This window comes from Streptomyces sp. NPDC041814, from assembly GCF_055590565.1.
In genome coordinates this window covers 224558-239465 of record NZ_JBVJAM010000008.1, presented here as the reverse complement: position 1 = coordinate 239465, position 14908 = coordinate 224558, and the positions used below count along the sequence as shown (strand labels likewise).

Here is a 14908-nt window from a genome sequence, read left to right as displayed (position 1 = left end):
CCCTGCGTACGCCTGCCGGATCGTCTTCCGGCGGCCGGTACTTCGTTACCTTACCTAATCTTTAACGTTTTCTTGATGCGTTCGAGTATTCGTACGATCGCTACGCAATTCGAGCCATCCTGATACCGCGTCCGAGTGGGTGACGCGCTGCGCCTATGGTTGCTCCTGCACTCCCAGGACCGCCCTGCCCTCGAAGGACAGCGATGCCCGCCACAACAACCGCCTCTTCCGGATCCACCGGTACCGCCGGTGGCGGGCCGCGCAAGAAGAAGAAGGGGCGCCGCGCCCGCCTGCTCTTGATCGTCCTGGTGCTGGCGCTCGTCGCGGGCATCGGTTACGGAACGTACTGGTCCGTGTCCACCGTGCGCGCCTCCTACCCGCAGACCAACGGGACCATCCACATCGACGGCCTCTCCGGCAACGTCGACGTCAAGCGCGACGGCTACGGGATCCCGCAGATCTACGCGGACTCGGACGCCGACCTGTTCCGCGCCCAGGGCTTCGTGCAGGCGCAGGACCGCTTCTGGGAGATGGACGTACGCCGCCACCTGACGGCCGGCCGGCTCTCCGAGATGTTCGGCTCCGGACAGGTCGAGACGGACTCCTTCCTGAGGACGCTGGGCTGGCGCAAGGTCGCGCAGGAGGAGTACGACACCGTCCTGTCCGACGAGACCAAGAAGAACCTCCAGGCGTACGCGGACGGCGTGAACGCCTACCTCAAGGGGCGCGACGGCAAGGACATCTCCGTCGAGTACGCCGCGCTCGGCCTCACCAACGACTACAAGCCGTCGGAGTGGACCCCGGTCGACTCGGTCGCCTGGCTGAAGGCCATGGCCTGGGACCTGCGCGGCAACATGCAGGACGAGATCGACCGCTCGCTGATGGCGAGCCGCCTCGACGCCGACGAGATCAAGCAGCTCTACCCCGCGTACCCGTACGACAAGCACGAGCCGATCGTCACCGAGGGCGGCATCTCCCCGGTCACCGGCACGTTCGACCCGAAGGCGACCGACACCGGCGCGAGCGGCGCGAACACCGTGGCGGACGCGACCCAGGGCCTGAACACGCAGCTCGGCGCGCTCTCCGACACCCTGGACGAGATCCCCGCGCTGCTCGGCCCGAACGGCACCGGCATCGGCTCGAACTCCTGGGTGGTCTCGGGCAAGTACACGACGACCAACAAGCCGCTGCTGGCCAACGACCCGCACCTGGCGCCGATGCTGCCGTCCCTCTGGTACCAGATGGGCCTTCACTGCCGGCAGGTCTCCGAAACCTGCAAGTACGACACGGCCGGCTACACCTTCTCGGGCATGCCCGGTGTGATCATCGGCCACAACCAGGACATCGCCTGGGGCTTCACCAACCTCGGCGCCGACGTCACCGACCTCTTCCTGGAGAAGGTCACCGACGACGGCTACCTGTACGACGGCAAGACCAAGCCCTTCACCACCCGTGAGGAGACCATCAAGGTCGCGGGCGGCAAGGACCGGCACATCACGGTCCGCGAGACCAACAACGGACCGCTGGTCTCCGACCGCAGCAGCGAGCTGGAGAAGGTCGGACAGAAGGCCCCCGTCACCAACTCGGCGCCGGACCGCGCCGACGGTTACGCCGTCGCCCTGAAGTGGACCGCGCTGGAGCCCGGCCACTCCATGGACGCCGTCTTCGAGCTGAACCGCGCCAACGACTTCACGAGCTTCCGCAAGGCGTCCGAGCACTTCGAGGTGCCCTCGCAGAACCTGATCTACGCCGACACCAAGGGCAACATCGGCTACCAGGCCCCCGGCAGGATCCCGGTGCGCAAGCAGGGCGACGGCACCACGCCCAGCCCCGGCTGGACGTCGGCGTACGGCTGGAAGAAGGACCCGATCCCGTTCGCCGAGCTGCCCTACGAGTACAACCCGGAGCGCGGCTACATCGTCACCGCCAACCAGGCGGTCATCGACGAGGACAAGTACCCCTACCTGCTCACCAAGGACTGGGGCTACGGCAGCCGCAGCCAGCGGATCAACGACCTCATCCAGTCGAAGATCAAGGGCGGCGGCAAGATCTCGACCGAAGACATGCAGAAGATGCAGATGGACAACACCAGCGAGATCGCCGCGCTGCTGGTGCCCGAGCTGCTGAAGATCAACATCGCCGACAAGGACGTCCGCGAGGCGCAGAAGCTGCTGGAGGGCTGGGACTACACCCAGGAGGCCGACTCGGCCGCCGCCGCGTACTTCAACGGCGTCTGGCGCAACATCCTCAAGCTCGCCTTCGGCGACAAGCTGCCCAAGGAGATGCGCGTCGAGGGCGAGTGCCTGAACGTGCCCCCGGCGAAGAACTCGGGCCCGGCCGACGAGCAGGACCGGCTCGTGCGCGAATGCGGCCAGCGCTCCCCGGACTCCGCGCAGCCGGACGGCGGTGACCGCTGGTACCAGGTCGTCGCCAACCTCATGGACAAGCCGGACAGCAAGTGGTGGAAGTCGCCCAGGAGCCGCAAGGACAAGGCGACCGAGACCCGCGACCAGCTCTTCGCCCGCGCCATGGAGGACGCGCGCTGGGAGCTGACGGCCAAGATGGGCAAGGACATCACCACCTGGAACTGGGGCCGGCTCCACCAGCTGACCCTCAAGAACCAGACCCTGGGCACCGAGGGCCCCGGACTCCTCCAGCGGCTCCTGAACCGGGGCCCCTGGAACCTCGGCGGCGGCGAGGCCGCGGTGGACGCCACCGGCTGGAACGCGGCCGGCGGCTACGAAGTGGTCTGGGTGCCGTCGATGCGGATGGTCGTCAACGTGGCCGACTGGGACAAGTCCCGCTGGATCAACCTCACCGGAGCCTCCGGGCACGCGTTCGCCGCGCACTACACCGACCAGACCGACAAGTGGGTCAACGGTGAACTGCTGCCCTGGGCCTACGGCACGAACGCCGTGGCCGGGACGACGACGGACACGCTGACCCTGAAACCGTAGGCGCGCCCCTCAGGGCCCCCGGTGCTTCAGCTCACGCCGAAGCGCCGGGGGCCTTCCGGTGTGACCACCGCGTCCACGGGGAAGTCGTGCGGCTCCGCCGGGACCCGTGCGGTCACCTCGTTCGCGTACAGCAGGACGATGAGCGCGGGCGTGGCACCGGCCGCCGTCAGGCGGGCCAGCACCCGGTCGTAGCTGCCGCCGCCGCGCCCCAGACGCATGCCGCGCGCGTCCACCGCGAGACCCGGCAGCAGCACCGCGTCCGCCTCCAGCACGGCGTCGGGGCCCAGCCGCCCGCCGGTGGGTTCGAGCAGCCCGCGGCCCGCCTTCGCGAGCCCTTCCGGGCCCTCGTACGGTGCCCAGTCCAGGTCGTTGTCGGCGAGGAGCACCGGCAGCAGCACCCGTACGCCCCGCGCGCGCAGCGCGTCCAGCAGCGCGCGGGTGCCCGGTTCGCGCCCCACCGAGACGTACGCGGCGACCGTGCGGGCCCCGCTCAGCTCCGGCAGCCCGAGCGCGTGGCGGGCGAGAACCGAGGCGGCGCGTGCGGCGTCCTGATCCGTCAGGAGGCGGCGCGCGGCGAGCAGTTCACGCCGCAGTCCGGCCTTTGCGGACATGTCGGTGTTCAACGGGCATCCACCGGCCTCTCAGGCAGGGCTATATGAGGACAAAGTTAACCGGAGCCTCATCTTCCGCCCATGTGGCCCCGCTAAGGTCGGCGCATGACCCAGTCGAACCCCAGGATCAGCAAGGCCGTCATCCCGGCGGCGGGCCTCGGGACCCGCTTCCTTCCGGCCACCAAGGCCACTCCCAAGGAGATGCTGCCTGTTGTCGACAAGCCTGCCATCCAGTACGTCGTCGAGGAAGCGGTGGCCGCCGGTCTGCACGACGTACTGATGGTCACCGGCCGGAACAAGCGTCCCCTGGAGGACCACTTCGACCGGAACTACGAGCTGGAGGGCGCCCTGACCCGCAAGGGCGACGCCGACCGGCTGCGCAAGGTCCGCGAGTCCACCGACCTCGCCACCATGCACTACGTCCGCCAGGGCGACCCCAGGGGCCTGGGGCACGCCGTCCTGTGCGCCGCACCGCACGTCGGCGACGAGCCGTTCGCGGTGCTCCTGGGCGACGACCTCATCGACCCCCGCGACCCGCTGCTGACCCGGATGACGGAGATCCAGGAGCGCGAGGGCGGCAGCGTCATCGCGCTCATGGAGGTCCCGCCCGCGATGATCCACCAGTACGGATGCGCGGCCGTGGAGCCCACCGCAGAGGCGGACGTCGTACGCGTCACCGGCCTGGTCGAGAAGCCGGAACCCGCCGACGCGCCCAGCAATCTCGCGATCATCGGCCGCTACGTCCTGGACCCCGCGGTGTTCGGGATACTGCGCCGGACCGAGCCGGGCCGGGGCAACGAGATCCAGCTGACCGACGCCCTGCAACTGCTCGCCGAGGACGAGAAGGCCGGCGGCCCCGTGCACGGCGTCGTCTTCAAGGGCCGCCGCTACGACACCGGCGACCGCAGCGACTATCTGCGTGCCATTGTCAGACTCGCGTGCGAACGTGATGATCTGGGGCCGGAGTTCCGCAGTTGGCTCCGCCGGTACGTCACCGAGGAGATGTAGCACGTTGAGCAGCACGATCTGGTCGGTGGACGAGCACCTGGAAGACATCCTCGCCGCGGTGAAGCCGCTCGAACCCATCGAGCTGCAACTGCCCGAGGCCCAGGGCTGCGTCCTGGTCGAGGACGTCGTGGTGGAGGTCGCGCTGCCGCCCTTCGACAACAGCTCGATGGACGGTTACGCGATCCGCGTCGCCGATGTCGAAGGCGCGACCGAGGAGTTCCCCGCCGTCCTCACCGTCATCGGGGACGTCGCGGCCGGCGACGACGGCCTCGGCCCCGGCCGGCGCGTCGGCGCGGGCGAGGCCGCCCGCATCATGACCGGCGCCCCGCTCCCGGAGGGGGCCGAGGCCGTCGTCCCCGTCGAATGGACCGACGGCGGTACGGGCGAGGGCCCCGCCGCCGCGATGCGCGCCCACAGCGATGCCCCGGAGGGCGCCGCCGGAGAGGTCCGCGTCCACCGCCCCGCCGAGGCCCGCGCCCACGTCCGCGAGCGGGGCAGCGATGTGCGCCCCGGCGACCTCGCGCTCAAGGCGGGCACGGTGATCGGACCGCCCCAGATCGGCCTGCTCGCCGCGATCGGCCGCTCCACCGTCAAGGTACGGCCCCGCCCCCGCGTGGTCGTCCTGTCCACCGGCAGCGAACTCGTACAGCCCGGCGGCGAGCTGACCGGCGGGCAGATCTACGACTCCAACAGCTTCGCGCTCACCGCGGCCGCCCGGGACGCCGGGGCCATCGCCTACCGCGTCGGTGCCGTCGCCGACGACGCCGAGACCCTGCGGGCCACCATCGAGGACCAGCTCATCCGCGCCGACCTCCTCGTCACCACGGGCGGCGTCAGCGTCGGCGCGTACGACGTGGTGAAGGAGGCCCTGTCCTCCGTCGGCGACGAGGAGGAGCCGGGCGGCGGCGTGGACTTCCGGAAGCTCGCCATGCAGCCGGGCAAACCGCAGGGCTTCGGCTCCATCGGCCCCGACCACACCCCGCTGCTCGCCCTCCCCGGCAACCCGGTCTCCAGCTACGTCTCCTTCGAGCTGTTCGTCCGCCCCGCGATCCGCGCCCTGATGGGCCTGCCCGCGATCGACCGCCCGACGGTGAAGGCCGCCCTCGTCGCGGACAAGGCCCTGTCCTCACCCGCAGGGAAGCGCCAGTTCCTGCGCGGGACGTACGACGCCGAGGCGGGCACCGTCGCGCCCGTCGGCGGCTCCGGCTCGCATCTGATCGCCGCGCTCGCCCGGGCGGACGCCCTGATCGTGCTCCGCGAGGACGTCACCTCCGCCGAACCCGGCTCCGACACCGAGGTGGTCCTGCTCAGCTGACCGGGCCCCGGTGGCGGTACGGTATCTGGCGCTGTGCCGTCCGGGGGACACCCCCCGGCTCCCGGACCCGCGCCCCGGTGCGGCCCGGGGAATCCGGCGCCCTACCGCTAGGCGGAGTGAGTTGAGTACGCAGAACAGGCTGACGCACATCGACGAGGCGGGGGCCGCCCGCATGGTCGACGTCTCCGGGAAGGACGTCACCGCGCGCGTCGCCCGGGCCAGCGGCCGGGTCCTCGTGTCGCCGCGTGTCGTCGAACTGCTCCGGGGCGAGGGGGTCCCCAAGGGTGACGCCCTCGCCACCGCGCGGATCGCCGGGATCATGGGCGCCAAGCGCACCCCGGACCTGATCCCCCTCTGCCACCCGCTGGCGGTCTCCGGCGTCGGCGTCGAGCTGAGCGTGGCCGACGACGCCGTGGAGATCACCGCCACGGTGAAGACCACCGACCGCACGGGCGTCGAGATGGAGGCCCTGACCGCGGTGTCCGTCGCCGCGCTCACCGTCGTGGACATGGTCAAGGCGGTCGACAAGGCCGCGGTCATCACGGACATCCGGGTCGAGGCGAAGTCGGGCGGCAAGTCCGGCGACTACGTACGCGCCCAGGTACCCGGGACCGACGCGTGAGCGCCCCCGGCGCCTCCGCCCCGTACCGCGCCCTCGTTGTGACCGCGTCGAACCGCGCGTCCGCCGGGGTCTACGCGGACAAGGGCGGGCCGCTGATCGCCGAGGCGCTGACGGGCCTCGGCTTCACCGTCGACGGCCCGGAGGTCGTGCCCGACGGCGACCCGGTCGAGCGGGCGCTGCGGACCGCCGTGGCATCCGCGTACGACGTGGTCGTCACCACCGGCGGTACGGGCATCTCGCCCACCGACCGCACCCCCGAGGCCACCCGGCGCGTCCTGGACCACGAGGTGCCCGGCATCCCCGAGGCGATCCGGGCAGAGGGCCGCGACAAGGTCCCCACCGCCGCCCTCTCGCGCGGCCTGGCGGGCGTGGCCGGGCGCACCCTGATCGTCAACCTCCCCGGCTCGACCGGCGGGGTGCGCGACGGACTCGCGGTCCTCGGACGGCTCCTGGTGCACGCGGTGGACCAGCTGCGCGGCGGCGACCACGCCCGACCCGGGAGCCCGAGCTGAACGTCCCGACCTGGCCGGTGATCCTGGTGGACGGCGACGTCGCCCTCCGGCCCATCAAGCTGCGCGACCAGCGCGACTGGCGTGAGGTCAACCGGCGCAACCGGGACTGGCTGCGCCCCTGGGAGGCGACGGTCCCGCCGCCCGCGCCCGGCGGCCCGGTCGCCCAGCGGCCCACGTACCGCCAGATGATCCGCCATCTGCGCTCCGAGGCGAACGCGGGCCGGATGCTGCCGTTCGCCATCGAGTACCGGGGCCGGCTGGTCGGGCAGCTGACCGTCGCCGGGATCACCTGGGGCTCGATGTGCTCGGGGCACGTCGGCTACTGGGTGGACCGCGAGGTGGCCGGGCGCGGGGTGATGCCGACCGCCGTCGCGCTCGCCGTCGACCACTGCTTCCAGGTGGTGGGCCTCCACCGCATCGAGGTGTGCATTCGGCCGGAGAACGGGCCGAGCCGACGGGTCGTGGAGAAACTCGGATTCCGCGAGGAGGGGCTGCGGCCTCGTTATCTGCACATCGACGGGGCGTGGCGCGACCACCTGATCTACGCGCTGACGGCGGAGGAAGTGCCGGACGGGATGGTGCGGAGATGGCACCGCTCGCGGCCGCTTCCCCGTACGGATCAGCCGGAGCCTCCCACATAATAAAAAGTTTGTTCGAATTGCTCTCGATCGGATGATCCGCGCTCTTACAAAAAAGTCCGTGATATCGGCCGGATCGCGCGACACACCGCGCCAATTGGCGGATCCCTCCGCGCAAACCCCTCTACGGTGTGAGATGTGAGCAGCAGCGGCCTCATCTACGCAGTCATCGTCGGGGCCTGGGCCGCCTACTTGGTGCCGATGTGGCTCCGCAGGCAGGACGAGCTGAACGAAGAGCGTCCGACCGAGCGCTTCAGCACCGCCATCCGGCTGCTCTCCGGCCGGGCGGCGATGGAGCGCCGGTATGCCAAGGGGCTCCAGGAGCGCACCGAGGACGAGGCGGCACCCGACACCGACCCGGACGCGAACACGGACCGAATGGACCCCGTCGACGTCCGGGCCTTCGCCGCGCCCCCGGCGCACACCGAGGCCCGGATGCACGACCCGGCCGGTACGCCGGAGCGCGCCCCCCGTAAGCGGCGCGGTGCCGAGCCCGCCGTCCCCGGTCCCGCCCGGCGCGCGCGCCCCGGTGGCATCGACGCGGAACGCGCCCGGCGCGCACAGCGCCTCCAGGTCCTCGCGCGCCGTCGGCGCACCACCGTGATCCTCTTCCTCGGCTTCACGCTCGGTGCGATCGTCGCGGCCGTCGGCGGGCTCCGCTTCCTCTGGGCGCCCGCGGTCCCGGCCGTGCTCCTCAGCGCGTACATCGCGCACCTGAGGGCGCACGAGCGGCGGCGGTTCGTCTTCACCATGGACCAGCGGCGCGCCGAGGTGGCGGCCCAGCGGCTCCGCGAGAACCGGCCCCGCCGCCACCAGCCCGCCACCACGGCGTCGGCCGAGGCCGACGAGGACTCCGAGCCGCGCCACCCGGTCCCCGAGCCGACGCCCACGGTCTCCCCGCAGGAGGCCGGGCGACGGGCCCTGGTCGAGCAGACGGACCACGCGGAGTGGGTGGACCAGCAGCGCGAGCGCGGCCGCGTCCAGGGCGACAGCTGGGAGCCGGTCCCGGTGCCGCTGCCCACCTATGTCACCGCCCCGGTCGCCCCGCGCGCCACGGGCGGGGTCGAGGTCGGCAACCCGGAGACCTGGAGCGCGGCCCGCTCCAGCGCCGCCGAGCCGGCGCAGCCGGACCCCGCCGCGCCCCCGGTGGACCCGGCGCCGCGCCAGCGGTCCCCGCAGTCCCGCCGCTCCCGCGACCGGGGCCGCACCCCGCTCTTCGACCAGTACGAGGGCGGCGACCGCCCCCGCGCGGCCAACGAGTGACACCGCGCCGCACGGTCGTGAGCCACGCCACGGCTGACCAGCGCGGAACGGATTTCCGAGCACCCCCTGGAGGGTGCTAGAGTTTCACACGTCGCAAGGGCCTGTGGCGCAGTCTGGTAGCGCACCTCGTTCGCATCGAGGGGGTCTGGGGTTCAAATCCCCACAGGTCCACTGCACAAGGGAAATCCCGTCCAGCCTCTGGCTGGGCGGGATTTCGCCGTTCCGGGCCCGCTGTGACGCGGGCGGACGGGTCGTCAGGTGAACGATGCCGACGCCTGGGCCTTGAGGAGTCCTTCCACTCCGTTGAGGAAGGTCTCGCACACCAGCTCCGGGTCGAAGAGGCAGCCGGCCGCCATCGCGCCGTCGCGCAGCATGACGAAGTGGCGGGCCGCGCGGTCCGCCGGTTCCTCCCGGATCGTGCGCAGGAGCCCGGTGAGTGTGTCGAGGAACCACTGGCGGTGTGCGAGGACGACCTGGTGCACCGGGTCGGCGGGGTCGGGGTACTCGGCGACGGCGTTGAGGAAGGCGCAGCCCCGGAAACCGGGGGACCGGATGCCCTCCGCGATGGACGCGCCGATGGCGCGGAGCGTGTCGGGCGCGGGGAGCCCGGCGGCGACGACCGCTTCGGCCTGGCTTCGCAGGGCGCGGTCCGCCGCGGTCAGGTACGCGACGACCAGGGTCTCCTTGCTGGGGAAGTGGCGGTAGAAGGTCGCCCGGGTCACCTGCGCTTCCTTGACGATGCGATCCACTCCTACGGAGTGGATGCCTTCCGAGTAGAAGATCCGGGTGGCCGTGCTGAGGAGCCGGTCCCGGGCTTCGGACGGGCGGCTCTCGGGTTCGTTGTGCGCCATGGCCTCAGCCTACGTGGCACCTAGGTAGAACGTTCGGTCTTGACAGCGGGGTGCGGCCTTGCCAGTCTGGTGCACAGAACGTTCGTTCTCGTGCGGGGTGGCGGTAAGGCCGTGCCCGCACGTGCCCGGGGCGGCGGTCCGCCGCGTTCCCGTACCCCCGTCGAAAGGTTCGCCATGACCACCGTTGCCGCCCCGTCGGGCATCACGAACACGGCTTCCGCGCTGCGGCGGCTGTACTTCGTCCGTGCCGCGTTCGCCGTCCTCTGGGCCCTCGTGACGTTCGCGACGGCCGACGGGATCAGCCCGTTCGTGGCCGCGCTGCTCGTGCTCTATCCGCTGTTCGACGTGGGCGCGGCCGTGGTGGACGCCAACGCCTCCCGCGCCACCCGTTCGCCGGTGCTGCTCTACGTCAACATGGCGGTCAGCCTCGCCGCGGCGGTGGGGGTGGGGATCGCCTCGGCGTCCGGGATTCCCGCGGTGCTGCGGGTGTGGGGGGCGTGGGCGGTCGTCGCGGGGGTGGTGCAGCTGGTCGTGGCCCTCCCGCGGCGCCGGATGGGCGGGCAGTGGCCGATGATCCTCAGCGGTGGCATCTCGGTCCTGGCCGGGGCGTCGTTCGTCGGGGCGGCGGGCGCCGAGGACCCCACGCTCTCCAGTGCGATCGGCTACGCCGTTCCCGGCGGCATCTTCTTCCTCGTCTCGGCGCTGCGCCTGGGGCGCTCCGGCAAGGAGGGTCCGCGCGGGCGGGCCACGACGACGTCCCTGTGACCCGCCGCCCTCGTGATTCAGCCGCCGCCCGTTCCCTCACCCGGACCGGGCGGCCAGGCGAGGGCGAGGAGCGCCGCGTCGTCGTAGGTGTCGGCGCGGTTGTAGGCCTGGGCGTCCTCCTGGAGCCAGGCGAGCAGGTGTTGCGGGTCCATGGGCGGGGAACGGTCGCGCTGGTAGGCCGTCAGGCGGCCGGTGAGCGGGTAGAAGGCGCCGGCCTCGTTCCGGGCCTCCGCGATGCCGTCCGTGTACAGCAGGAGCGTGTCACCGGGGCGTAGAAGCGCCCCCGCCGACCGCGGGCCGTCCGTGTCGGCGGGGGCGCTCGTGAGGGCGCGGAGCCCCAGGGGGAGGCCGGTGTCTGCCGGAAGCTCCCGGGCCGTACCGTCGCGCAGTACGAGTGCGGGCGGGTGGCCGCAGGAGTACGCCTCCGTGTGGCCGTCGGGCGCGATCTGGACCAGGAGAGCGGTCACGAACGCCTCGTCGTCGCGCAGGAAGCGGTTCAGGCCGGTGTCGAGCCTCCCGGCCAGGCGGCCCAGCGTCTCTTCCTCGTAGGCCGCCTCGTGGAACGAGCCGAGGACCACTGAGGCGGTGGACACGGCGTCGAGCCCTTTCCCGCGTACGTCCCCGATGAGCGCGCGGACCCCGAAATCGGTGTCCGCCACGGCGTAGAGGTCGCCCCCGATGCGCGCGTACTGCGCGGCGGCCAGATAGCTCGCGGCCGTGCGGAAGTGGCGCACCGTCCCGGGCGGTGGGCGCAGGACCGCCCGTTGCGCGGTCTCGGCGACGGACACCACCTTCCGCAGCTGCGCGGACTGCCGCTCGCCGCGGCGGACCACGAAGCAGGTCAGCGCGGCGATCACGCAGATCACCACGGTGGTGCCGATCGCGGAGCCGATCCGCTGCGGCTCGGTGGGCAGGAGCAGCCAGCGGATCCCGGCGGCCACCACCGCCGAACCGATGATCACCGACGACCCGAACCCGAACGCGATGACGGCGGGCACCGCGACCAGCACCGAGGCGATGTGCGAGGAGGGCGGGGTGCTCAGTTGCAGGACCACGACCACGACGCACAGCAGCAGGGCCGTGCCCAGCACCGCCGCCCTGGGGCGGCCCGTCGTGGCCGGTGCGCTGTCCCGCCCGTCACCTCCGCCACGGACGCTCCTCTCACCAGGCCCGGCACGCATCCAGCGACGCCTCCCTCTGTGTGCGGACGTGACCCCGCCATTGTTGGACACCCCCTGGCATCCCGCTCGCGGAAGCCACGGGATTCGCGTACATCGCGGAAGGGAATGCCCCCGAACCCGTCCCCGTGGGTTATCGGTGTCGAATTTCCTCCGTGCGGCGGCTCCGGGATTCTGTCGCACCGGCTTCCGGATTCATCTTTACGTGAGCACGCGGAGGCATTACGTTATCCAGCGAAGATCCCGCGAAATGCGAACCCTCGTCACCCGGGACGGGGTTTGTGCCATGCGTCCATCGATTTCTACGCAAAGGTCAAGCTGGATATGCTCACCACTCGAAACATGCGGGTCCGATTCGCTGTGCTGCTTGCCACCGTCCCGGCACTCATCCTGCCCGCGGCCACCGCAGCGACCGCCGCGACCGGCCCGGGAAGCGCGGCAGACTCCGGGGTCATCACCACGTGCCCGACGACGTGCCTCCAAGGAATCCGCGTCGCGACGCACACGGGATATGACCGCCTCGTGTTCGATCTCACCAACAAGACGCAGTACACGACGCTGACGAATACGACGGGCGAGTACCTCTCGATGAGCGGTCAGACCGAGCACCTCGTCACCGTCGGTGATTCCTATCTTTTCGTCAGGATGGATCCGGCCATCGTGAGCGGGGATTACGAGAATCCGCCCGTGCAGGACATGGGCCTGCCCACGATCAAGGGGGTCCAGCTGACGAGCTACCACGCGGGCGTCTCCGAGTTCGGTATCTCGCTCGGTCCCTCCACCCGCTACAACGTTTTCACCCTGACCCAGCCCGACCGTCTGGTCGTGGACGTCTACCGGTAGAAATATCCGTCGTATGCCGATGGCCCGGCCGGGCCATCGGCATACAGGGATCGGTGTACGGGCCGGGCGCCCCCGCTCGTATTCAGCGTCTTCTTCAGTCGGACCAGATCTCACCGGCGTGTGTACGGGGTATCCGCAATGTCCCGCGCCTCCTGGACGGCGATCTCGTCTGCGGAGGAGGGCATGAACCATCCCTTCACGACGGTCCCTTTCTCTCCGGGCGCGTGGAATTCTTCAAGGTGAATCGAGTGGTTGGCGCTCCGTCGGGCTGTGCGGGTCAGCCTAGGGCTCGGACCGCCGAGTCAGCTCCCGTGGGAGGCAGTTGACGTATTTGCGCCACCGGCTTTAGTCAGGGGTGGTTCAGATACGCCAGTACCGCCAGCACCCGGCGGTTGGTCGTGCCGTCGTCCGTGATGCCCAGCTTGCCGAACAGTGAGGTCGTGTACTTGCTGATCGCGCTTTCGCTGAGGAACAGGCGTGTCGCGATGGACTGGTTGGAGAGGCCCTCGGCCATCAGGGCCAGGATGTCGTGCTCGCGCTCGGTGAGGCCGTCGAGGCGGCGGTGCGACGAGCCGCTGGACAGGAGCTTCGCGATGACCACCGGGTCCATGGCCGTGCCGCCGGCCGCGACCCGTTCCACCGCGTCCATGAACTGGTCCGCGTCGAACACGCTCTCCTTCAGGAAGTAGCCGACGCCGCCCGACCCGTCGGCCAGCAACTCGCGGGCGTACAGCTGCTCCACGTACTGGGACAGGATGAGGACCGGCAGCCCCGGCATCTCCGCGCGGGCGGCGAGGGCCGCGCGCAGGCCCTCGTCGGTCTGCGTCGGCGGCATGCGGACGTCGACCACCGCCACGTCCGGGCGAAACCCGCGCAGCGCGGCCAGCGTCTCCGGCCCGGTCGTGGCCGTACCCACCACCTCATGTCCGTACGCCTCGATGAGACGCACCATGCCGTCCCGCAGGAGGTACAGGTCCTCGGCTACAACGATTCGCATGGCACCATGATCCTCGCGAGGGTGGGCCCGCCGGCCGGACTCGTGACCTCAAGGCGGCCGTCGAACACCGCGAGGCGCCGCCGCAGCCCCGCGAGACCGCCGCCGTCCCGGACCACCGCACCGCCGCGCCCGTCGTCCTCGGCCTCCACCACCAGACCCGTCCCGTCCTGGGCGAGGGTGATCCGCATCCGTGTCGCACGGGCGTGCTTGACCGCGTTCGCCAGCAACTCGGCGACGCCGAAGTAGACGGCCGACTCGACGGGCGCGTCCAGCCGCTTCGGCACGTCCGCGACGACCTCCGTTTCGAGCGGGCTGTCGAGGGCGAGGGCGCGTACGGCGTCGACCAGACCCCGGTCGTTGAGCACGGGCGGGTTGATCCCGTGCACCAGGTCCCGCAGTTCGGCCAGCGAGGCGGTGGCGCCCGCCCGCGCCTCACGCATCAGCGCCCTGGCCCGGTCCGGGTCGGTCTCCATCAGCTTCTCCACCGTGGCCAGGGACATCCCGAGCGCGACGAGCCTGGCCTGCGCCCCGTCGTGCAGGTCCCGTTCGATCCGGCGGATCTCGGCGGCCTGGGCCACCGTCGCGTCGGCCCGCTGCCCCGTGAGTTCGTCCACCCGGTCGGCGAGCGCCATCCTGGCGGACGGCCGCAGGAAGCGGACCGCGACCGGGGTGACCGCCCGCCAGGCGTACGGGGAAGAGGCGGCGGTCACGAGGAGGCCGAGGAGCCGGACCGGCCTGCCCGTTCCCAGCCCGACGGCACCCCACACCACCCCCGCGGGTGGCACGCACGCCACGATCCCCGCCGTGAACGGGGCGATCATCGTGAACCGCAGGTCGCGCCAGTTGGCCGGGTCCTTCCAGCGCAGCCGCCACCGCTGGTCCATGAGGGCGTCCCGCCGGGTGCGGTGGTAGTCGAAGCCGTTCCACCAGAAGCCCGTGGCCATGCGCGTCACCGGCGGGGCGGTCCGGTAGCCGGACGGGACGTCGGTCCCGGACCAGCGGGCGACCAGCGCGCGGACCGCCCGGCACACGGGCCGCGTCAGGGCGGCCGTTCCCGCGCACACCAGCACGAACGGCCCGACCCACGACCAGGGGTTCGACGCGCCCCACCCGATGCCCCAGGCCACCGCGCCCGCCCACACGGCGGGGATCAGCATCGTGGTGGCGGCGACGGCGCACGCCCGTACGAAGCCGGCGCCCGCCCCCGCCGCCCACGACCCCAGCACTCTCATCGCCCGCTGCCTCCCCGCGTCCGTCCCGATGCACCCACTCTGCACCGCGCGGCGGGCGCGGAGGCGCTGTTCGGGCGAGGAGTGGGTCTGGACCCACCCCCCCTGTGCGCCCAGAC

General features: G+C 71.4%; 14 protein-coding genes and 1 tRNA gene. 10 read left to right on the top strand and 5 right to left on the bottom strand.

The annotated features are described in order from the left end of the window. Positions 1-203 precede the first annotated feature (203 nt). Positions 204-2957 carry a penicillin acylase family protein gene (locus tag ACZ6C6_RS21600; protein ID WP_469204889.1) on the top strand — a complete coding sequence of 918 codons (2754 nt, stop codon included), beginning with the start codon at positions 204-206 and terminating at the stop codon, positions 2955-2957. 26 nt (positions 2958-2983) lie between these two features. On the opposite strand, the gene ACZ6C6_RS21595 is transcribed toward ACZ6C6_RS21600, so the two are convergent. Beyond that, positions 2984-3568 (bottom strand): 5-formyltetrahydrofolate cyclo-ligase, encoded by a 585-nt coding sequence (locus ACZ6C6_RS21595; RefSeq protein ID WP_469205028.1) that lies wholly within the window; start codon positions 3566-3568, stop codon positions 2984-2986. 105 nt (positions 3569-3673) lie between these two features. Here ACZ6C6_RS21595 and galU point away from each other — a divergent pair, with 105 nt between their 5' ends. From galU to ACZ6C6_RS21560, 7 genes are all read left to right on the top strand, one after another. After that, positions 3674-4576 carry a UTP--glucose-1-phosphate uridylyltransferase GalU gene (galU, locus tag ACZ6C6_RS21590; protein ID WP_469204888.1) on the top strand — a complete coding sequence of 301 codons (903 nt, stop codon included), beginning with the start codon at positions 3674-3676 and terminating at the stop codon, positions 4574-4576. A gap of 4 nt (positions 4577-4580) precedes the next feature. Next, positions 4581-5891, top strand: coding sequence for a molybdotransferase-like divisome protein Glp (gene glp, locus ACZ6C6_RS21585; RefSeq protein ID WP_469204887.1), 1311 nt, complete (start codon positions 4581-4583; stop codon positions 5889-5891). Between the two features lie 121 nt (positions 5892-6012). Beyond that, complete coding sequence (gene moaC, locus ACZ6C6_RS21580; protein WP_469204886.1) at positions 6013-6513, top strand: cyclic pyranopterin monophosphate synthase MoaC; 501 nt, start codon at positions 6013-6015, stop codon at positions 6511-6513. Beyond that, the gene (locus tag ACZ6C6_RS21575; protein WP_469204885.1) at positions 6510-7025 is read left to right on the top strand and encodes a MogA/MoaB family molybdenum cofactor biosynthesis protein; all 516 of its coding nucleotides are present in this window, start codon (positions 6510-6512) and stop codon (positions 7023-7025) included. Before moaC ends, ACZ6C6_RS21575 begins: the two co-directional genes overlap by 4 nt. Positions 7026-7042: 17 nt before the next feature. Then, positions 7043-7666 carry a GNAT family N-acetyltransferase gene (locus ACZ6C6_RS21570; protein WP_469204884.1) on the top strand — a complete coding sequence of 208 codons (624 nt, stop codon included), beginning with the start codon at positions 7043-7045 and terminating at the stop codon, positions 7664-7666. A 135-nt stretch (positions 7667-7801) separates the two neighbouring features. Then, a complete protein-coding gene (gene sepX / locus ACZ6C6_RS21565; protein WP_469204883.1) occupies positions 7802-8926 on the top strand; it encodes a divisome protein SepX/GlpR in 1125 nt (374 codons plus the stop codon). 97 nt (positions 8927-9023) lie between these two features. Continuing rightward, positions 9024-9097 (top strand) — tRNA-Ala (locus ACZ6C6_RS21560). Between the two features lie 83 nt (positions 9098-9180). Here ACZ6C6_RS21560 and ACZ6C6_RS21555 read toward each other — a convergent pair. Continuing rightward, a complete protein-coding gene (locus ACZ6C6_RS21555) occupies positions 9181-9777 on the bottom strand; it encodes a TetR/AcrR family transcriptional regulator (RefSeq protein ID WP_469204882.1) in 597 nt (198 codons plus the stop codon). A gap of 174 nt (positions 9778-9951) precedes the next feature. Here ACZ6C6_RS21555 and ACZ6C6_RS21550 point away from each other — a divergent pair, with 174 nt between their 5' ends. Continuing rightward, complete coding sequence (locus tag ACZ6C6_RS21550; RefSeq protein ID WP_469204881.1) at positions 9952-10542, top strand: hypothetical protein; 591 nt, start codon at positions 9952-9954, stop codon at positions 10540-10542. Positions 10543-10559: 17 nt separating this feature from the next. On the opposite strand, the gene ACZ6C6_RS21545 is transcribed toward ACZ6C6_RS21550, so the two are convergent. Beyond that, positions 10560-11723, bottom strand: coding sequence for a PP2C family protein-serine/threonine phosphatase (locus ACZ6C6_RS21545; protein ID WP_469204880.1), 1164 nt, complete (start codon positions 11721-11723; stop codon positions 10560-10562). A gap of 357 nt (positions 11724-12080) precedes the next feature. Between ACZ6C6_RS21545 and ACZ6C6_RS21540 the strand changes: the two genes are divergently transcribed. Next, complete coding sequence (locus ACZ6C6_RS21540) at positions 12081-12563, top strand: AMIN-like domain-containing (lipo)protein (protein ID WP_469204879.1); 483 nt, start codon at positions 12081-12083, stop codon at positions 12561-12563. 349 nt (positions 12564-12912) lie between these two features. Here ACZ6C6_RS21540 and ACZ6C6_RS21535 read toward each other — a convergent pair whose 3' ends face one another. Together ACZ6C6_RS21535 and ACZ6C6_RS21530 are read right to left on the bottom strand one after the other, a co-directional pair. Next, positions 12913-13560, bottom strand: a complete 648-nt coding sequence (locus tag ACZ6C6_RS21535; protein ID WP_469204878.1) for a response regulator transcription factor — start codon at positions 13558-13560, stop codon at positions 12913-12915. After that, positions 13545-14792 carry a sensor histidine kinase gene (locus ACZ6C6_RS21530; RefSeq protein ID WP_469204877.1) on the bottom strand — a complete coding sequence of 416 codons (1248 nt, stop codon included), beginning with the start codon at positions 14790-14792 and terminating at the stop codon, positions 13545-13547. The genes ACZ6C6_RS21535 and ACZ6C6_RS21530 overlap by 16 nt, the downstream gene beginning before the upstream one ends. Between the last annotated feature and the right edge of the window lie 116 nt (positions 14793-14908).